The organism is Mesorhizobium sp. WSM4823 (assembly GCF_055811195.1).
The window spans coordinates 813049-832450 of record NZ_JBVVQL010000001.1; the positions used below are offsets into that span (position 1 = coordinate 813049).

The window sequence follows — 19402 nt, forward strand, 5'->3', positions numbered from 1 at the left end:
GTTTCCCGACCGAAACGAGCATGATGCACGCTAGGGTAGAGGGGGAAGAATAATGTTTTCATCAAGGGTTGTGGCTGAGATTTTGGGCGCCGCTTTGTTCATGGCGCTAACCGGTGCGCTGATCGGCTGGCTTTTGAGAAAGGTCACCCGCATCGGGCTGTTGCCATCCTATGCACTTGGCATCGCGGTCATGACATTTGTCGGAGCTGCGCTATATGTCTCCAGTCAGGACGGGGCTGTCGACTACCTGAGTGCCTGGATCAGGCAAGCGATCGGCGGTGTTGTCGGCTTCCTGATCCTCTATGCGACGTCGCGCAGATCTGTCAGCAAGACGTAGCCGCTCGCACCCGGAGGCCATGCGCTTCAAGCCCATCTGTTCCGGATAGCGGTTGAGCTTGAACTATACGCAAGTCACGAGAGAGGTCCGAAGCGTCAGGAAGTCATCATGAACACCGGAGACTTCGAAGTCCCGGCGCGGTCACAAAGCCTCTCGGCGAGGCGGGTTGCCGAACTGCTCGGCGTCAACTTGACCGAACTGGCCGGCCTGATCGGTGTCACGCGCAGCACACTTGCCGCCAAGGCCAGCGCACGCAAGTTCGACGCTGCACTCAGTCCCGTCGTTCGCATCCTGATGATGGCAGGCGACATGGCTGGCAATGAACAACGCGTGGCTATCTGGTTCAAGCATCAGCCTATCCCTGGCTGGGCCGGAAAGACCGCCTACGATCTGGTCCGTGAGGGCAAGACGGACAAGGTACTCGCCTATCTGGAGGCTGTCCGTTCCGGCATTTATGCCTGAAGCCTGTGATAAGCCTTCATGCCGCGCTGAAGTGGTTGGCCGGAAGTCCGCTACGCTTCTTGCACCCCGTCATACCCAGCGGCCTTTGCGGCCTTGACGAACTTGCGATCAAAAGTCGCGAAGCCAGCGCAGTGAGCGGACTTGCACAGATGCAGCGCATCAGCGAAATCCAATCCTCTTTCCGAGAGGTCGAGCGCGGACGACACGACCGCTACGTCCTCCACCTCCACCGTGGGGAGCCCACTAAACGCCCGTAGCGTACGGGTGATTTCGAGCGGCGCAAAACCATAGGTGCTGCGCAACACCCACTCGACCTCCAAGATCACCGTGACGGCGACAAAGACCGGCTGGCTATCGATCAGCGCCCGGGCGCGGGAAGACTGCGTCGGATGATCGCCTGTCAGGTAGCGGACGATCAGGTTAGTATCAATCGCGAGCATGGCGCCGTCGCGCTTCGGCGAGCACACCCGCGTCCATTTCTTCCAACGTCTTCGGCTTGCCTCTATGGGGCAGGGATCCAAACACGTCCTCTGGCCGCGTCTCGGCGAAGACTGGCGCAGGTTTCAGCAGCACGCCCTCTGGAGTATCCTCGACCAGAAGGCGTGTGCCGGCATCCCATTCCCTCCGTTTCCGGATCGCGCTGGGCAAAATAACCTGTCCCTTGGTCGAGACGGTGGTTATGAGCTTTTCCGTAGCAGCCATTTCGGCGCGCCCTTAGTTGTAAGACAAACGTAAGATAGATGAAGCCCGCGCCACGTTCAAGGCGCAAGTACGCTTACTTGACACGATGAAGAGGCGTTGGGCGGGAGTTGGGCATTCGGGTGAAGATGTCTCGGCGCTGATCCATCAAACTCTCGTCCCGCCGACCGTCATCTGGTTCATCCTGAGATGCGGCTGGCCGACGCCGACCGGTACGCCCTGTCCTGATTTGCCGCACATGCCGATGCCGGTGTCGAGCTTCATGTCGTTGCCGATCATCGAAACGCGGTGCATGGCGTCAGGCCCATTGCCGATCAGCATGGCGCCCTTGATCGGCTGCGTCACCTTGCCGTTCTCGATCATGTAGGCCTCGGTGCAGCCGAACACGAACTTGCCTGAGGTGATGTCGACCTGGCCGCCACCGAAGGAGACGGCATAGATGCCGTTCTTGACCGACGCGATGATTTCGTCCGGCTCTATGTCGCCTGATGTCATGTAGGTGTTGGTCATGCGCGGCATCGGCTGGTGCGCATAGCCTTCGCGCCGTCCGTTGCCGGTAGCGTTCATGCCCATCAGCCGGGCGTTCTGGCGGTCCTGCATGTAGCCGACAAGCTTGCCGTCTTCGATCAGCACGTTGCGGGCTGACGGCGTGCCTTCATCATCGACGGTCAGCGAGCCGCGCCGCTCGGCCATGGTACCGTCGTCGACGACGGTCACACCTTTCGCGGCGACCTGCTGGCCCATCAGCCCAGCGAAGGCCGATGTCTTCTTGCGGTTGAAGTCGCCTTCCAGCCCGTGGCCGACGGCCTCGTGCAGCATGACGCCCGGCCAGCCGCTGGACAGGACGATGTCGAAGGTGCCGGCCGGCGCCGGGATCGCCTCGAGGTTGACCAGCGCTTGCCGCAGCGCCTCCTTGGCCGCGTGCTTCCAGCTCTCCTCGACCAGGAATTCGCCAAACGCCTTGCGCCCGCCCATGCCGTAGGAGCCGCTCTCCTGGCGGTCGCCATTGCCGACCACTACCGACACGTTGATCCTGACCAGCGGACGGATGTCGCGCACCACCTGGCCATCGGCGCGCACGATCTCGACATGCTGCCAGGAGGCGGCGAGCGACGCCGTCACCTGCCGCACGCGCGGATCCTCGGCTCGCAGCCACGCATCGATTTCCTGAAGCAGCTTGGCCTTGGCCTCGAAGGAGGGCGAGGGGATCGGGTTCTCCTCGCCATAGAGATGGCGGTTGGTGCGGGCGGGTGCTGCGGCAAGCGTGCCGGAATAGCCGCCCTTGACCGTCGAGACGGCGTCGGCGGCGCGCAGCAGCGATGCTTCGGAAAGATCGCTGGAATGCGCGTAGCCACTGGCTTCGCCGGCGACGGCACGCAGGCCAAAACCCTGGTCGGTGTTGAAATTGGCGGTCTTGAGCCGGCCATTGTCGAACATCAGCGCTTCGCTTTCGCTGTATTCGAGAAACAACTCGCCGTCGTCGGCGCCGTTGATGGTGTCGGCGACGATCTGCTTGATGCGATCGTCGGAAATGTCGAATTGGCCGATCAGGCTGTTCATGGCAGGTCCGTCCGTGGAAAGAGATTGTCCTCACGATGTAGGCGCGAAGGTGCGCCCAGACAATCGGCAATGACCATTGTCATCGCTAAAGCCGGTCACAATCTCTTTTCGTTGGCAGGATTTTAAGATTCTGACCGGATCAGGGCAGGGCGGCAAAACCCTCGGCGAAACCCTTGAGTTCGACGGGAATGCCGATGCCTTCCTCCGGCGTCTGGAAGACGATGAAGGTAGCCGATGTTCCAGTCTTCAGCGTGTCGAGCAGCGGCTTTTCGAGAATGACCTCGGCGTAACAGCCGTCCTGGAAGCAGCGCACGAAATAGGCCCGGCCGATGTCCTTGCCGTCGACATTGAGGCCGAGTCCATTGGGCAGCAGCACGCCGAGCGGCGCCAGCACGCGCAGGATTTCGGCCTTGTTGTCAGCGGTGCGCAGCACGACGACGGAAAGCCCCATCTCGGGACGGTCCTCGGCGACGACGTTCTGCATCATCACGCATTGTTCTGATGTGGCGCCGGCCGGCGTGTCGCAGATGATCGACCACGCGCCATGCGTCGACCGCACCTTGCCGCTTGGCTGCGCGGCATTGGCCTGGCTGACGCCGGACAGGCCAATGCCAGACAAGCCGCAAGACACGGCGGCGAGAAAGATGACCTTCGCCAAGCTTCTCGAAAGTCCAAGCCTCGAAGGCCTCATTGCCCAAAGCCAAGAGTTCATGACGGCTCCATTGCGAATCACGGCACTTTAAGCCGCGCCAAGGGCAAGTAAAGGACGAGACCACTGCCGGTCCGCTTCGACCAAAGCAATTATGCGCTTTTCTGTGCCAAATTCGCCCGAATTGCGACCGCCCGGCGCATTTTGCCGGGACACTCCGCCGTTAGGGCTTCCGCGGTCGGCCCACACCGAGGCCGCCGCCAAAAGACGCAGCCGCGCTTGCGCGCAAAAATGCCGCACGGTTTCCTCCGCTCCTTTCTTGCAGAGGCAAATAGAGTATGGTTTGAACCAGCCTCGGGACTGTCCGGGATTCCCGTCCCGACGTTGTTCGATATTCTTGCGGTCCGATCGCGAGGAACTGGGAGATAATGAGGGCAATGAGAAAATTCCTAGCAGGCGCCAAATTCCTAGCAAGCGCTTGGGCCGCCGCCACGCTGTTCACTGGTGCATCCGCCCATGCCGCCCAGCCTGCGCAGTGGGAGATGACCTTCCAGCCCGCCGCCACCGACATGATGCGGCAGATCGCCTGGTTCGAGCACTACACGCTGTGGTTCATCGTCCCGATCACCCTCTTCGTGCTCGCTCTTATTGCCTATTGCATCGTGAAATTCCGCGCCAGCGTCAATCCGACCCCGTCGCGCACCAGCCACAACACGCTGATCGAGGTGATCTGGACGGTCGGGCCGGTCGTCGTCCTGCTCTGTCTCGCCATCCCTTCTTTTCAGCTTCTGACCGCGCAATACACGCCGCCGGAAGAAGCCAAGCTGACCGTCAAGGCGACCGGCAACCAGTGGAACTGGGACTACGAATACCAGACCGAAAACACGCTTTCCTTCAATTCGGCGATCCTGGCGGATTCTGACCGCGCTGCGGCCGGTAAGGAAGATCGCGGCGTTTATCCGCGCCTGCTCGCCGTCGACAACGAGATGGTGGTGCCGGTCAACACCATGACCCGGGTGCTGGTGACAGCGGCAGACGTGATCCACGCCTTCGCTATGCCGTCCTTCGGGATCAAGACCGACGCGGTTCCGGGCCGCATCAACGAGGTCTGGTTCAAGGCGGAAAAGGAAGGCCTCTATTACGGCCAGTGTTCGGAGCTCTGCGGCAAGGACCACGCCTTCATGCCGATCGCGATCCGCGTCGTCTCCGACGCCCAGTACAAGACCTGGCTGGCGGCGGCCGGCACCGACCTTCCCGGCGCCAACAAGGCGCTGATGGCCGAGGTCGACAGCAAAGATAAGGTAGCGGCCGCCGGCAACTGATGCCGCGACCAGAAAAGATCAGGGAACGGAGCCGAACATGGCAGACGCTGCAGCTCACGACGATCACGACCATAAGCCGTATCATGGCTGGGTCCGGTGGGTGTATTCGACCAACCACAAGGATATCGGGACGCTATATCTGATCTTCGCGATCATGGCGGGCTGCGTCGGCGGTGCCCTTTCGGTCGTCATGCGCATGGAACTGCAGGAGCCGGGGATCCAGATCTTCACCGGCCTGGCGCAGATGGTTTACGGCTTGAACGCCGACGCTGCGCTCGACGGCGGCAAGAGCATGTACAACGCCTTCACCACCGCACATGCGCTGATCATGATCTTCTTCATGGTCATGCCGGCGCTGATCGGCGGCTTCGCCAACTGGATGGTGCCGATCATGATCGGCGCGCCCGACATGGCCTTCCCGCGCATGAACAACGTTTCGTTCTGGTTGCTGCCACCGGCTTTCATCCTGCTGATCATCTCGGCCTTCGTGCCGAGCGCGCCTGGCGCCTACGGCGTCGGCGGCGGCTGGACGATCTATCCGCCGCTATCGACGTCGGGCCAGCCGGGACCGGCGATGGATCTTGCGATCCTGTCGCTGCACATCGCCGGCGCATCGTCGATCCTGGGCGCCATCAATTTCATCACCACCATCTTCAACATGCGCGCGCCCGGCATGACGCTGCACAAGATGCCGCTGTTCGCCTGGTCGGTGCTGATCACCGCTTTCCTGCTGCTGTTGTCGCTTCCGGTTCTGGCCGGCGGCATCACCATGCTTCTGACCGACCGCAACTTCGGCACCACCTTCTTCGCGCCGGATGGCGGCGGCGACCCGATCCTGTTCCAGCACCTGTTCTGGTTCTTCGGGCACCCGGAAGTCTACATCCTGATCCTGCCGGGCTTCGGCATCGTCAGCCACATCGTCTCGACCTTCTCTAAGAAGCCCATCTTCGGCTATCTCGGCATGGCCTATGCCATGGTCGCGATCGGTGCGGTCGGCTTTATCGTCTGGGCGCACCATATGTACACGACCGGCCTGTCGCTCGACACGCAGCGCTATTTCGTCTTCGCCACCATGGTTATCGCGGTGCCGACGGGCGTGAAGATATTCTCGTGGATCGCCACCATGTGGGGCGGGTCGATTTCGCTCAAGACCCCGATGCTGTGGGCGATCGGCTTCATTTTCCTGTTCACCGTCGGCGGCGTTACCGGCGTCCAGCTTGCCAATGCCGGTCTCGACCGCCCGCTGCACGACACCTATTACGTGGTCGCACATTTCCACTATGTGCTGTCGCTGGGCGCGGTCTTTGCCATCTTCGCCGGCTGGTACTACTGGTTCCCGAAGATGACCGGCTACATGTATTCGCCGGTCATCGCCAACACCCACTTCTGGGTCACCTTCGTCGGCGTCAACCTCGTCTTCTTCCCGCAGCATTTCCTCGGCCTCTCCGGCATGCCGCGTCGCTACATCGACTATCCGGATGCGTTTGCCGGCTGGAACATGGTGTCGTCCTACGGGTCGTACATCTCGGCTGTCGGCGTGGTCATCTTCCTCTATGGCGTGTTCGAGGCCTTCCAGAAGAAGCGGGTGGCCGGCGCCAACCCATGGGGCGAGGGTGCGACGACGCTCGAATGGCAGCTGCCTTCGCCGCCGCCTTTCCACCAGTGGGAACAGTTGCCGAAGATCAAATAGGCTTCTGCCTGGACGAATACGGAACCGCCGGTCCTCAGGCGGTTTTGGCCAACGGAATAATGGACTTTAAGTACGCATGGCCCTTGTCGACGACACATTGACTGACGAACCGGGCTTTCGCATGTCGGAAGCAACGGCGGGCGATTTCTTCGCCCTGTTGAAGCCGCGCGTCATGTCGCTGGTGGTGTTCACCGCCTTTGTCGGCCTGGTCGCGGCCCCTGTGACCATCAACCCGCTTCTGGCGGTGGTCGCTATCCTGGCTATTGCCATTGGTGCTGGCGCCTCAGGCGCGCTCAACATGTGGTATGACGCCGATATCGATGCAGTGATGACCAGGACCGCCGGCCGTCCGGTGCCGGCCGGCCGCATCCGGCCCGGCGAGGCACTGAGTTTCGGCCTGGTGCTGTCGGTGCTGTCAGTGATGACGCTCGGCGTGCTGGTCAATTGGCTGTCGGCGACGCTCCTGGCCTTCACCATCTTTTTCTATGCCGTCGTCTACACGATGTGGCTGAAGCGCTGGACGCCGCAGAACATTGTCATCGGCGGTGCTGCCGGCGCTATTCCGCCGGTGATCGGCTGGGCCGCGGTGACCGGGACGGTCAGCCTGGAAAGCGTCGTCCTGTTCCTGATCATCTTCCTGTGGACGCCGCCGCATTTCTGGGCGCTCGCTCTCTTCAAGTCGCAGGACTATGCCAGGGCCGGAATTCCGATGATGCCGAATGTCGCCGGCCATGCTTCGACCCGACGCCAGATCTTCGCCTACGCGCTGATCCTTGCGCCGGTTGGCGTGCTGCCATGGGCGCTCGGGTTCACCACTCCCGTCTACGGCGTCGCTGCGGTGCTGCTTGGCGCCGGCTTCGTCTGGTATGCGTGGAAGGTGCTGCAGATGGCGGACGACGACCATGTGATGAAGCCGGCCAAGGCATTGTTCGGTTACTCGCTGCTCTATCTCTTCGCCATCTTCGCCATCTATCTTGCCGACTGCGTCATCGGGCGCGTGCTGGCGGGCGGAGCATGATCATGACCGACAAGAAGCTTGAACTCGTCACGCTGACGGAACGCCAGCAGAAGGCCCGGCGCAACCGCTCGGTAGCCATCGGCCTGGCGCTGGCGGTACTCGTCGTCATCTTCTATATCGCGACTGTCGTGAAATTCGGTCACAACCTCACCGGAACGATGTGAGGCTCAAGATGAATCGCCAAACAGCGACCCATCCTCAAAAGAAGAACACCAACCGCATCGTCGCCGGCGTCTGCATAGCCTTTTTCGGCGGCATGATCGGCATGGCCTATGCCGCGGTGCCGCTCTACGCGATGTTCTGTCAGGCGACCGGTTACGGTGGCACCGTGAGACGTGCAACGCAGCAATATGCCGACCGCGTGCTCGACCGCGACATCACCATCCGCTTCGACGCCAACACGGCGGGCGTGCCATGGCAATTCGAGCCCGTCGCCCGCTCGGTCACCATCAAGATAGGCGAGACGGCCCAGGCGCATTACAGCGCGACCAACAAGTTCAACCGCGCCACCACCGCCCGCGCGACCTTCAACGTGCAGCCGGAACTGGCGGGATCTTACTTCAACAAGGTCGAGTGTTTCTGCTTCACCGACACGACGCTGAAGCCTGGCGAGACGCTGGACATGCCGGTCGTGTTCTATGTCGATCCCGACATCGTCAACGCGCCGGAGCTGAAGGACTTGAAGACGATCACCCTGTCCTACACGATGTTCCCGGTCGAGAAGAACGAGAAGAACAAGCCGGTGGCGGCGTCAGTGCCGGCCGAAGGCACAAGCAACAAAGTTTCACATACCGAAGGAAGCCTCGGGGGTTGATATGGCAGACGCGCACGCAAGACCACAACATGACTACCATCTCGTCAACCCGAGCCCGTGGCCGTTCCTCGGCTCGGTCGGCGCGCTGGTCACCGCGATCGGCGGCGTCTGTTACATGCAGTATCTCAAGGGCGGCGATTTCCCGATCTTCGGCTTCAACATCGCCAATCCCTGGCTGTTCTACATCGGCCTCTTGATCGTCATCTACACCATGTACGCCTGGTGGTCGGACACCATCAAGGAAGCGCATGAAGGCCACCACACGCGTGTCGTGTCGCTGCATCTGCGCTACGGCATGATCATGTTCATCGCTTCCGAGGTGATGTTCTTCGTCGCCTGGTTCTGGGCATTCTTCGACGCCAGCCTGTTTCCCGGCGAGGCACAGCAATACGCTCGCGCCGCCTTCACCGGTGGTGTCTGGCCGCCCAAGGGCCTCGAGGTCCTCGACCCGTTCCACCTGCCGCTCTACAACACCGTCATCCTGCTTCTGTCGGGCACCACGGTGACCTGGGCGCACCACGCGCTGCTTCATGGCGACCGCAAGGGGTTGATCAACGGCCTGGTGCTGACCGTTGGCCTCGGCATGCTGTTCACCATGGTGCAGGCTTACGAGTACATGCACGCGCCGTTCGGCTTCAGGGATTCGATCTACGGCGCCACCTTCTTCATGGCGACCGGCTTCCACGGCTTCCACGTCATCATCGGCACCATTTTCCTGCTGGTCTGCCTGGTCCGCGCGATGAAGGGCGATTTCACGCCAAAGCAGCATTTCGGCTTCGAGGCCGCCGCCTGGTATTGGCACTTCGTCGACGTGGTCTGGCTGTTCCTGTTCGCATCCATCTATGTCTGGGCATCAGCCGGCGCGGTGATCGAAGGCCACTGAAATCTTCTTGACGAATTGAGGGGCGGCTGCGGCGACGTGGCCGCCTTATCTTTTGGAGCGAAGGGCACTAAGGTATCGGAATGAGCGACGACAAGGCGATCTGGCCCCCGGTCGATCCGATTCGGGCCGGCCTGCACGGCCGCTGCCCGCGCTGTGGCGAGGGACGACTGTTTTCCGGCTTTCTCACCGTCGGCAAACGCTGCGCCAATTGCGGCCTCGACTATTCCTACGCCGATGCCGGCGACGGGCCGGCAGTGTTCGTCATCCTAATCATCGGCTTCGTCGTCGTCGGGCTGGCGTTGTGGATGGAGGTGACGCTTAGTCCGCCGCTCTGGCTGCATCTCGTGCTGTGGATACCGCTGACACTGGTGCTATGCCTTGGGGCGCTCAGGCTGATCAAGGGCGTGCTCTTGACCCTGCAATATCGCAATAAGGCAGCCGAGGGCAGGCTGGATCTCGGCGAATGAACGCGACATCCGATTCGGTCGCGGGCCGTTCGCGGCCGAAGATGGCATTGCTGCTTGGCCTCGGCCTCGTGCTGTTCGTCATTCTGCTGGCGCTCGGCACCTGGCAAGTTCAGCGCCTGTACTGGAAAGAGGGTCTTCTCCAGACCATAAACGAGCGCACGCATTCGGCGCCTGTGCCATTGGCGGAAGTCGAAAAGCGGTTTGCCGCCACCGGCGATGTCGACTACATGCCGGTGACCGTGACCGGTACTTTCCTGCATGAGGGTGAGCGACATTTCTTTGCGACCTGGCAAGGCCAGTCCGGCTTCAATGTCTTCACACCCTTGCATCTGGAGGATGGCCGCTTCGCCCTGATCAATCGCGGCTTCGTGCCCTACGATCTCAAGGATGCGGCCAAGCGCCCGCAAAGCCAAGGTGCGGGCCAGGTGACGGTGACGGGGCTCGCCCGCAACCCGCTGCCGGCGAAGCCATCGATGATGCTTCCAGACAATGATCCGCGAAAGAACATCTTTTACTGGAAGGATCGCGATGCGATGGCGGCAAGCGCGAGCCTGCCGGCCGGCGCGGGACTGGTGCCATTCTTCATCGACGCGGACGCCACGCCGAACCCGGGCGGGCTGCCGGTCGGCGGCGTTACGATCATCGACCTGCCGAACAGCCATTTGCAATATGCGGTAACCTGGTACGGCCTTGCCGCTGCCCTTGCCGGCGTCCTCATCTTCATGCTTCGCCGCCCGGCGAAAGACGCATCGGCCCGAAAATCGGAATCGATTTTCGGAAAGCACGATGCGTAGGTTGAAAGTGTCAGAGCAATTCCAGGAAAAGTGTGAACGGTTTTCCGTCCGGAATTGCGTTGAAACAAAGAGGTAGAGCCGTTCCACGAACGGCTCTACAGCGTACTTCGTGCGTCCATTCGGACGCACGTCGCTCTAATGATCACCATCGGCGCCCTTGACAGGGCAGGGGTGCGCCCCTCATTTCGCGCCTTGAGTTCGAGACTTGAGTTCACGATACGACCAACCGGCCGGAAATCATGCTTCACACGACCACAAAGCCACCGCTGACGATAAGGCTCTGCCAGCCCAGGGGCTTTTGCGCCGGCGTCGACCGCGCCATCCAGATCGTCGTGCTGGCGCTGAAGAAATACGGCGCGCCGGTTTATGTCCGCCATGAGATCGTACACAATCGTTACGTCGTGGAGGGCCTGCAAAGCCTCGGTGCGGTGTTCATTGAGGAGCTCTCCGAGATACCGGCGGAGCATCGCCAAAGCCCGGTCGTCTTTTCGGCGCATGGCGTGCCGAAGTCGGTGCCGGCGGACGCCCAGGCGCGCGATCTCTTCTATCTCGACGCCACCTGCCCGTTGGTTTCGAAGGTCCACAAGCAGGCGATGCGCCATCAGCGGCTCGGCCGCCATGTGCTTCTCATCGGCCATGCCGGCCACCCGGAAGTGATCGGCACGATGGGGCAATTGCCAGACGGGGCCGTCACCTTGATCGAAACCGAAACCGACGCGGCGAAATTGGTGCCGGCCGACCCGCAGGCACTCGGTTTCGTCACCCAGACGACGCTCTCGGTCGAGGACACCGCCGGCATCATCCGCGTGCTCAAGGATCGTTTTCCCGATTTGCATGCGGCGGCCGCGGAATCGATCTGCTATGCCACCACCAACCGTCAGGAGGCGGTCAAGGAGACCGCTGCTGGTGCCGATCTCTTCCTGATCGTCGGCGCCCCCAACTCCTCCAATTCGCGGCGTCTTGTCGAAGTGGCCGAACGCGCCGGCGCCTCGATGTCACTCCTCGTACAGCGCGCCTCCGAAATTCCGTGGACTGACATTGCCGGCATCTCGACGCTCGGCCTGTCGGCAGGTGCCTCAGCGCCGGAAATCATTGTTGACGAGATCATCGACGCCTTCCGGCAGCGCTTCAATGTGACGATCGAGTTGGCGGTGACAGCCACGGAAACGGAAGATTTTCCGGTGATGCGGGTGCTGCGCGACGTCGAACTGACGGCGGCCGACATGGCCTTCGTCAACGGGGCCGCGTAAGATCCATGGCGGTCTACACCGACGTCAATGAAAGTGAGCTCGGCGCGTTCCTGAAGGCCTATCCGGTCGGCGATCTGCTGTCCTACAAGGGCATCGCCGAAGGCACTGAGAATTCAAATTTCCTGCTGCACACGACCAGCGGCTCCTACATCCTGACGCTTTACGAAAAGCGCGTCGACAAGGCCGACCTGCCGTTCTTCCTCGGCCTCATGGGCCATCTCGCCAGGAAGGACATTTCCTGCCCGCTTCCGGTGACGGCGCATGATGGCGGCGTTATCGGAACGCTCGCCGGCCGGCCGGCGGTCATCATCACCTTCCTCGAAGGACTTTCGCTGCGGCGGCCGACATCAGCGCATTGCGGTGAGGTCGGCAAGGCGCTGGCGCAACTCCATCTCGCGGGTCAGGACTTTCCCATGACCCGCCCGAACGCCCTTGCCATAGATGGCTGGCGCAAGCTGTGGGACGCGTCCCACGCGCGCGCCGACGAGGTCGAGCCGGGACTTGCGGCCGAGGTCGATGCCGACTTTGCCGATTTCGAACGGAACTGGCCCAAAGGCCTGCCGGAAGGCATCATCCATGCCGATCTTTTCCCGGACAATGTCTTCTTCCTCGGCGAGAAACTGTCCGGGCTGATCGACTTCTATTTCGCCTGCAACGATCTCTACGCCTATGATGTCGCCACCTGCCTCAATGCCTGGTGCTTCGAGAAGGATTTTTCCTTCAACCTGACCAAGGGCACGGCGCTGCTTGCCGGCTACCAAAGCGTGCGGCCCTTGAGCGGCGAGGAGAAAGCGGCGCTGCCGATGCTGGCGCGCGGCTCGGCGCTGCGTTTCATGCTGACCCGGCTTTACGACTGGCTGACTGTTGCCAATGGCGGGCTGGTCATCAAACGCGACCCGACCGAATATATCAGGCGGATGCGTTTCCACCGGGCGATCAAATCTCCTTCCGAATACGGGCTGACATGACTAAGCGCGTTGAAATCTTCACCGATGGTGCCTGTTCGGGCAATCCGGGGCCTGGCGGCTGGGGTGCGGTCCTGCGCTTCAACGGCGTCACGAAAGAACTGTCGGGCGGCGAGGCTGCTACCACGAACAATCGCATGGAACTTTTGGCTGCCATCTCGGCGCTCAATGCGCTGAAAGAACCCTGTGCCGTCGATCTTTACACCGACAGCAACTACGTCAAGGACGGTATTTTCAGCTGGATCGACGGCTGGAAGCGCAACGGCTGGAAGACGGCCGCCAGGCAGCCGGTGAAGAATGCCGAACTGTGGCAGGCCCTCGACGAGGCGCGCAATCGTCATCAGGTCGTATGGCATTGGGTCAAGGGCCATGCCGGCCATCCAGAGAACGAGCGTGCCGATGAGCTGGCACGGCTCGGCATGGCGCCGTTCAAGAGCAAGCCGGCCAGGCCAGCGCCCGCTTCGGCTAGGGAAAGCACCCAAGCCAAGCAGCCGGCTGGCAAGAAAGTGCGTCGCTCGACCCAGAGCTACTAACCAGTCTGGTCCGCCGTATTCAACGGATCAGCAGCGCCGTGCCGAAAAGCCCGAGCGCAAACACCGTATGCGACACGAGGTTGAGGGCGCGGATCTGCATGGGGTTGGGGCGCTTCGATGCGGCCCAGCCGGCGCCCATGCCGGGCGCCAACAGGAACCAGCCGGCGCCCACGGTGACGATGCCGAGAATGAAGGCCGGCAGGAATGTCGGCGCGGCCAGCCAGCCCGTTCCCGCCACCACGACCAGGATGACGCCGTAGACTATGCCGACAAAATAATGGAACGCCCAGCCCAGCGCCGATTCCTGCGCGTAGGGTGCCGCCTTGCCAATGTCGTCGTGGAAGACTTTGTCACGCAAATGCCAGACCCAGCGACCGACCAGTCCCCAGTTCGGCCGCGGTTGGGCAAACACTGTGTTCAGGAAAATCGCCCATAGGTCCATGAGTGCTGTGGCGCCGATGCCGATCACCACGGCCCGCCAGAAGATGTCAAACATCGAGGTCCCTCAAACAGGCAATCCTAATGCATGTCGCCCGAACATGTGCAGCGGTGTTAGGAGAACGAAATGCAATGATTTCTTTAAACGCGACGCGCTTTAACAGCCCAAGCGGAAATCTAAAGCTGTCCGAGAATATGAGCGGCCCCGGATTCGTCCACGCCGGGCTTTGTTTCGACATTGAGCGCAGTGACCTTGCCGTCGTCGACGATCATCGAGAACCGCTTCGAACGCAGCCCCATGCCACCACCGGAGAGGTCGACGTCGAGGCCGATCGACTTGGCGAAGTCACCATTGCCGTCGGCAAGATAGAGAATCTTGCCTTCGCCGCCGCTGAAGCGGGCCCAAGCCCCCATGACGTGAACGTCGTTGACGGCAACCACGGCGATGGTGTCGACGCCGCGCGCCAGGATGGCGTCGTAATTATCCAGATAGCCAGGCAGATGGTTATTGCTGCACGTCGGCGTGAAAGCGCCTGGAACGGCGAACAGCACCACCTTCTTTCCCGAGAAAATCTCGGCCGTCGTGATCGGTTTGGCCCCGTCGGCAGTCATCGTCTTGAAGGTCGCTTGGGGCAGTTTGTCGCCAACGGCAATCGTCATGATGGTCCTCATTTGCCAAATGGAAGGGAGTATCCTTGCGATAGCGAAGTCAGGCCTTTCCCGCAACCGTCGGGGGCGCCTGGATCAGAGGATGTTCGAACTGAACATCCTCTGATCGGTATCAAGGGAATGGCAGCAGTCCCTCGACCGCGCCGGCTCCAGTTGTCAGCGTGTAGTAAAGTCCGCCATCCGTCGGCGTCGTCGTCGGCCTGTCGAGGATCGGCACGGTGAACACCAGCTTGCCGTCCTTTTCACTGCGAGCCGGCACGCCGAACATGTAATCCCGCTCGCCCGCAACGAAGAAGTCGGCCGCCTCCGGATCGCCCGGAAAGCTCGCCTCGACAATCAGTGTCTCGTGGTCGCCCGGCAGGACGTTGATGCCGAAATCGGGCCTTGCGGAGGCAGGCAGGGTTGCCAGCGCCGCCTTTACCAGCGCAGCGTCTTCGACATTGTCCGCATCGGAGGCCGGATCGATGGTCAGCTTCGTCTGCACCGGGATGCAGATCGTCTCGCAAATGCCGAGAAAGATGTCGGCATCGATGACAGCTGGTTCGTTCGGCGCCGACAGCGTGAACGTCACCGGCAGCGAAACCGGATGGTCATAGCCGGCCCATTTGCCGTAGCCGTCGTCGTGGCGCTGGGGCGGCGGAAACGAAAGCGTCGCGTTGGCAATGTTGGTGCTGGCCGAGACATCGATTTGCGGCGGCACGCCCGCGTCGCCCGGATCGCGCCAGTAGGTTTTCCAGCCGGGCTTAAGCGCAATGTCGAGGGCGCCATGGATACGTCCGGCCTCGTCGGGCTTGCCGCTGGTCACAAGCCGCACTTTGCCGCCTTCGGTGTTGTACCAGATCGACGAGGAAGCTGCGGCGGGAAGGCCGGTTCCACATCCAATGGCAGCGCCGAGCAGCAGGATCTTCAGGCTTTGCATGGCGGTGATTTGAGCGTCCGTTCATGGTTGCGCAATGATTTCATGGCGTCGCTATTATCATATTTCCGTGACCTCGGGCACGGCTTGGCGTGACCTTAGATGCGCAGCTGAGATCAAATCGCGCGAGGCGCATCTTTTCGGCGCTCCAGAAACGCGTTACGCTCCCGGCTATGGACTTGTTGCGCCACAAGAGGATGGTCGCAGGACGCGGCTTTCTCGACGATCAGTTTCTGATTGCCATGCCTGGCATGAAGGACGACCGCTTCACGCGCTCCGTCATCTACATTTGCGCGCACAGCGACGAAGGCGCGATGGGCCTGATCATCAACCAGACGCAGCAGATGCTGTTTCCGGATCTTCTCGTGCAACTCGGCATCATGAACGAGCAGGAGGCGATCCGCTTGCCCGCGCAGGCCCGCGATTTCGTCGTGCGCAACGGCGGACCAGTAGACCGCAGCCGGGGCTTCGTCCTGCATTCTGGCGACTATCGGGTGGAATCGTCACTGACCGTCTCCGATGACATCTGCCTGACCGCGACAGTTGACATATTGCGCGCCATTTCGTCGGGCCGCGGCCCCCGGCACGCGCTGATGGCGCTTGGCTATTCGGGCTGGGGCGCCGGCCAGCTGGAAAGCGAAATTGCCGAGAACGGCTGGCTGACCTGCCCGGCAAGTGCGGAGCTTCTGTTCGATACCGACATCGAGCGCAAATACGACCGGATTCTCGCTTCGATCGGTATTGATCTCGCGCATCTCAGCCTGGCGGCTGGTCACGCCTGAAACCCAGCTTCGTCATCCTAGGGCGAAGCAGTCGCGGAGCTCCGTCGCGGAGACCCTAGGATCCATGCCGTGACCTCTACCGAAGGATGCAGCGGACCAGAATTCTGAACCGTTGCAACGCTTTAACGTCACGGCATGGATCCTGGGGTCTGCGCCGCGTCGCTACGCTCCTTGCTTCGCCCCAGGATGACGACGTGATGGGCATCGCGGCCAATCATCGAGGCCTCTGCCAAGCTATCGCGCTTGGATGAGCGTGAAACCTCTCACGCCTGGGTCAGCGGATACTGTTCCTTCAGTGTCTTCAGCACCTGATCGCCGGGCATCGGCGCGCCGAACATGAAGCTCTGCACATATTCGCAGCCCATCTGGCGCAGTTCGAGCGCATCGCTTTCGTCCGAAATGCCCTCGGCCACGACCGAAAGGCCGAGCTCATGCGCCATGTTGACCATGGATTTGAGTAGCACCGCGCGCTTCGGCGTCGCATCGTCGACAAAGCTCTTGTCGATTTTGATCGTGTCGAAGGGGAAGCGCGTCAGATAGGCCAGCGACGAGTAACCGGTGCCGAAATCGTCCAGCGACAGGCCGATACCAAGCTTTTTTAGCTTGTTCAGCACATGCGCTGTCTGCTCGGGATTGTCCATCACCAGCGATTCGGTGAGTTCGAGCCGGAAGCAGCGCGGCTTCAGATTGGCTCGCGCGATCACCGAGCGGACGTCGCTGACCAGATCGCGGCGGATGAGCTGACGGCTGGACAGGTTGACCGAAACCGACAGCGGCACGTCGCCGATCTGCTTTTGCCAACCCGCCAGATCTTCAGCGGCCTGTTGCATGGCGAACAAGCCAAGCTGCACGATCAGGCCGCAGCTCTCGGCGACCGGGATGAAATCGCCCGGCGGGATCATGCCGCGGCGCGGATGGTCCCAGCGCAAAAGCGCCTCGAAACCGGCAACACTGCCGTCTTCCAGCCGCACGATCGGCTGGTAGGCGAGTGTGAATTCGCGCCGTTCGATGGCGCGGCGCAGGTCGGACTCGAACTGCAGCCGGTCAGTGCCGACAGTGCGGAAGGCGGGGCGGAACGGCTCGATCCTGTCGCCGCCGAAACGCTTGGCCTGGTGCATGGCAAGCTCGGCGTCCTTGACCATGTCCTCGGCCGAACTCTGCGCCGAGGTCCAGGTGACCAGCCCGATCGAGGCGGTCAGCACGATCTCGCGTTTGGCAAAGGTGATCGGATTGTTGATCGCATGCTTGATGGCGTCGGCGACTGCCGCGATGCGGGCCGGGTCCTGTTCGGAAAGCAGCATCAGCGCGAACTGGTCGCCGGCAAAGCGCGACAGCGAATCCTTCGGCTTGAGCAGCCGGTGCAGCCGGCGTGCAATGGTCAGCAGGATCGTATCGCCGGCCGAGATGCCGAGCCCGTCATTGACCTGCTTGAACCGGTCGATATCGATGACGAAAACGGTCGGGCGCACCTTCTCTTCCGTGCGGGCGATCGAGATGATCGCCTCCAGCCGGTTCATCAGCAATTCCCGGTTTGGCAGGCCGGTCAGATTGTCGTGCACGGCATCGTGCAGCAGCCTCTCTTCCGACTTCTTCTGCTCCGTCACGTCGACCATGGTGCCGACGCAGCGGATGACCTCGCCGTCCGATCCGATCACCGGCCGGGCGCGCAGCGAAAACCAGTGATAGTGCCCGTCGGCGCCGCGCAGGCGGAAATTCTGCGACACTCGGCCGCGCCGGTGTTCGAGCACCACGTCAAGCGTGGTGCGGAACGTGTCGCGATCGTCGGCATGCAGCACCGGCAGCCAATTGCGAGCGGCCCCGCCCAGGCTGTCGGGCGCAAGGCCAAGCTGGATACTGACATCCGGTCTGGTGACGACGCGGTCGCGCATCACGTCCCAGTCCCACACCGTGTCGCCCGATCCGGCGACGGCCAGCGCCTGTCGTTCGAGATCGGAGAACAGGCCCTGGTGCAGCGCGCCGCCGGCAAAGGCGTGCTGCATGACGGTGAAGCCGATCAGCAGGATGATGAGGATCAGTCCGCCGCCCAACGCAGGCTGGGCGATGTCGTTGTCGAGCATGCCGGTGATCGCCATCCACGACCCGCATAGCCACAACAAGACCATGACCCAACTGGGCACCAGCATGATGGCACGGTCGTAGCCGCGTATACCGAGGAAGATGATCAGGCCGAGGCCGGTCAGCGCGGTGGCGGCGAAGGACAGCCTGGCGATGCCGGCGGCGACCGCCGGATCGACGATTGCGACGCCCGCGATCAGCACCAGCCCCAGGATCCAGACCAGCGCACCGTAGCTGAAATGGCCGTGCCATCGGTTGAGGTTGAGATAGGCGAACAAGAACACCACAAAGGTCGCCGCAAGCGCCACCTCCGTTCCGGCTCGCCACATTTGCTCGTTGCCGGGCGATATTTCCAGGACCTTATTGAGAAAGCCGAAATCGATGCAGATATAGGCGAGCACCGCCCAGGCGAGTGCTGCGGTTGCCGGGAACATCGAGGTTCCCTTGACGACGAAAAGGATGGTCAGGAATAGCGCCAGAAGGCCGGCGATGCCGATGACGATGCCGCGAAACAGCGTGTAGGAATTGACCGAGTCCTTGTAGGATTCCGGATCCCACAGATAGACCTGCGGCAGTTTGGGCGAGGCAAGTTCGGCAATGAAGGTGATCACAGTTCCGGGATTCAGCGTCACCCGGAACACATCGGCGTCGGGGCTGGTCTGGCGGTCAAGCGCGAAGCCCTCGCTGGGCGTGATCGCGGCAATGCGGGTCGAGCCGAGATCCGGCCAGAAGATGCCGGAATTCACCAGCCGGAAATGCGGTGCGACGATCAGCCTGTCGAGCTGCTGGTCGGTGGTGTTGGCTAGCGCGAACACAGCCCAGTCGCCGGTCGAGCGCGCATCATTGGCCTCGACCTCGATGCGCCGCACGATGCCATCCGGTCCCGGCGCGGTCGATACCTGGAAATTCTCGCCCTGATTGCGGTAGATTTCGACGGCGCCCGAAAGGTCGAGCGCCACGTCGTCGCGAGCGATCTTGATCGGTTCGACGGCGAAGGCCGAGGACGCCGCGCAGAGCGTGACGATTGCCGTCAGGATAAAGGCGAACAGCGACCCGATTCGCAGGAAATTCGTCAAAA

Annotated in this window: 22 protein-coding genes; 14 read left to right on the forward strand and 8 right to left on the reverse strand. The window is 61.8% G+C overall.

The window, feature by feature from the left end; all coding sequences use genetic code 11:
- The first annotated feature begins 52 nt into the window (after positions 1-52).
- Positions 53-337 carry a hypothetical protein gene (locus AC0L26_RS03910; RefSeq protein WP_473631334.1) on the forward strand — a complete coding sequence of 95 codons (285 nt, stop codon included), beginning with the start codon at positions 53-55 and terminating at the stop codon, positions 335-337.
- A 108-nt stretch (positions 338-445) separates the two neighbouring features.
- Entirely contained in the window at positions 446-799 is a 354-nt protein-coding gene (locus tag AC0L26_RS03915) for an antitoxin Xre/MbcA/ParS toxin-binding domain-containing protein (protein ID WP_473631335.1), read from the forward strand.
- 50 nt (positions 800-849) lie between these two features.
- Here AC0L26_RS03915 and AC0L26_RS03920 read toward each other — a convergent pair whose 3' ends face one another.
- The 4 genes from AC0L26_RS03920 to AC0L26_RS03935 form a co-directional block, all read right to left on the reverse strand.
- Positions 850-1239: a type II toxin-antitoxin system VapC family toxin gene (locus tag AC0L26_RS03920; RefSeq protein WP_473631336.1), complete on the reverse strand. Its 390-nt coding sequence runs from the start codon at positions 1237-1239 to the stop codon at positions 850-852.
- Positions 1226-1501 carry an AbrB/MazE/SpoVT family DNA-binding domain-containing protein gene (locus AC0L26_RS03925; protein ID WP_473631337.1) on the reverse strand — a complete coding sequence of 92 codons (276 nt, stop codon included), beginning with the start codon at positions 1499-1501 and terminating at the stop codon, positions 1226-1228. Before AC0L26_RS03925 ends, AC0L26_RS03920 begins: the two co-directional genes overlap by 14 nt.
- Before the next feature lie 144 nt (positions 1502-1645).
- On the reverse strand, positions 1646-3058 hold the full coding sequence (gene tldD, locus AC0L26_RS03930) for a metalloprotease TldD (RefSeq protein WP_473631338.1): 1413 nt from the start codon (positions 3056-3058) through the stop codon (positions 1646-1648).
- Positions 3059-3197: 139 nt separating this feature from the next.
- Positions 3198-3770: an invasion associated locus B family protein gene (locus AC0L26_RS03935; protein ID WP_473631339.1), complete on the reverse strand. Its 573-nt coding sequence runs from the start codon at positions 3768-3770 to the stop codon at positions 3198-3200.
- A gap of 374 nt (positions 3771-4144) precedes the next feature.
- On the opposite strand from AC0L26_RS03935, the gene coxB reads away from it, so the two are divergent.
- The 11 genes from coxB to rnhA all read left to right on the forward strand — a co-directional run bounded on the left by coxB (position 4145) and on the right by rnhA (position 13443).
- Positions 4145-5029, forward strand: coding sequence for a cytochrome c oxidase subunit II (gene coxB, locus AC0L26_RS03940; RefSeq protein WP_473631340.1), 885 nt, complete (start codon positions 4145-4147; stop codon positions 5027-5029).
- A gap of 37 nt (positions 5030-5066) precedes the next feature.
- Entirely contained in the window at positions 5067-6719 is a 1653-nt protein-coding gene (gene ctaD / locus AC0L26_RS03945) for a cytochrome c oxidase subunit I (protein WP_095486177.1), read from the forward strand.
- Positions 6720-6795: 76 nt separating this feature from the next.
- Positions 6796-7737, forward strand: coding sequence for a heme o synthase (locus AC0L26_RS03950; protein ID WP_473631341.1), 942 nt, complete (start codon positions 6796-6798; stop codon positions 7735-7737).
- Between the two features lie 2 nt (positions 7738-7739).
- Positions 7740-7901: a hypothetical protein gene (locus AC0L26_RS03955; protein WP_473631544.1), complete on the forward strand. Its 162-nt coding sequence runs from the start codon at positions 7740-7742 to the stop codon at positions 7899-7901.
- Positions 7902-7909: 8 nt separating this feature from the next.
- Positions 7910-8551, forward strand: a complete 642-nt coding sequence (locus AC0L26_RS03960; RefSeq protein WP_473631342.1) for a cytochrome c oxidase assembly protein — start codon at positions 7910-7912, stop codon at positions 8549-8551.
- 1 nt (position 8552) lies between these two features.
- Positions 8553-9434 (forward strand): cytochrome c oxidase subunit 3, encoded by an 882-nt coding sequence (locus AC0L26_RS03965; RefSeq protein ID WP_473631343.1) that lies wholly within the window; start codon positions 8553-8555, stop codon positions 9432-9434.
- 80 nt (positions 9435-9514) lie between these two features.
- Positions 9515-9901 (forward strand): DUF983 domain-containing protein, encoded by a 387-nt coding sequence (locus AC0L26_RS03970; protein ID WP_473631344.1) that lies wholly within the window; start codon positions 9515-9517, stop codon positions 9899-9901.
- Positions 9898-10695, forward strand: a complete 798-nt coding sequence (locus AC0L26_RS03975; RefSeq protein ID WP_352938639.1) for an SURF1 family protein — start codon at positions 9898-9900, stop codon at positions 10693-10695. Before AC0L26_RS03970 ends, AC0L26_RS03975 begins: the two co-directional genes overlap by 4 nt.
- Before the next feature lie 239 nt (positions 10696-10934).
- A complete protein-coding gene (gene ispH, locus AC0L26_RS03980; protein ID WP_473631346.1) occupies positions 10935-11945 on the forward strand; it encodes a 4-hydroxy-3-methylbut-2-enyl diphosphate reductase in 1011 nt (336 codons plus the stop codon).
- Between the two features lie 5 nt (positions 11946-11950).
- Complete coding sequence (locus AC0L26_RS03985; RefSeq protein WP_473631347.1) at positions 11951-12913, forward strand: homoserine kinase; 963 nt, start codon at positions 11951-11953, stop codon at positions 12911-12913.
- Entirely contained in the window at positions 12910-13443 is a 534-nt protein-coding gene (gene rnhA, locus AC0L26_RS03990) for a ribonuclease HI (protein ID WP_352938632.1), read from the forward strand. The genes AC0L26_RS03985 and rnhA overlap by 4 nt, the downstream gene beginning before the upstream one ends.
- Positions 13444-13462: 19 nt before the next feature.
- Here the strand turns inward: rnhA and AC0L26_RS03995 are convergent, their stop codons facing one another.
- The 3 genes from AC0L26_RS03995 to AC0L26_RS04005 form a co-directional block, all read right to left on the reverse strand.
- Positions 13463-13939, reverse strand: a complete 477-nt coding sequence (locus AC0L26_RS03995; RefSeq protein ID WP_473631348.1) for a DUF2938 domain-containing protein — start codon at positions 13937-13939, stop codon at positions 13463-13465.
- A 119-nt stretch (positions 13940-14058) separates the two neighbouring features.
- Positions 14059-14541, reverse strand: coding sequence for a redoxin family protein (locus tag AC0L26_RS04000; RefSeq protein ID WP_473631349.1), 483 nt, complete (start codon positions 14539-14541; stop codon positions 14059-14061).
- Positions 14542-14662: 121 nt separating this feature from the next.
- Positions 14663-15469, reverse strand: coding sequence for a protein-disulfide reductase DsbD domain-containing protein (locus AC0L26_RS04005; protein WP_473631350.1), 807 nt, complete (start codon positions 15467-15469; stop codon positions 14663-14665).
- Between the two features lie 170 nt (positions 15470-15639).
- On the opposite strand from AC0L26_RS04005, the gene AC0L26_RS04010 reads away from it, so the two are divergent.
- A complete protein-coding gene (locus tag AC0L26_RS04010; protein ID WP_354494431.1) occupies positions 15640-16248 on the forward strand; it encodes a YqgE/AlgH family protein in 609 nt (202 codons plus the stop codon).
- Positions 16249-16511: 263 nt separating this feature from the next.
- Here the strand turns inward: AC0L26_RS04010 and AC0L26_RS04015 are convergent, their stop codons facing one another.
- Positions 16512-19400 carry an EAL domain-containing protein gene (locus AC0L26_RS04015; RefSeq protein ID WP_354494433.1) on the reverse strand — a complete coding sequence of 963 codons (2889 nt, stop codon included), beginning with the start codon at positions 19398-19400 and terminating at the stop codon, positions 16512-16514.
- Between the last annotated feature and the right edge of the window lie 2 nt (positions 19401-19402).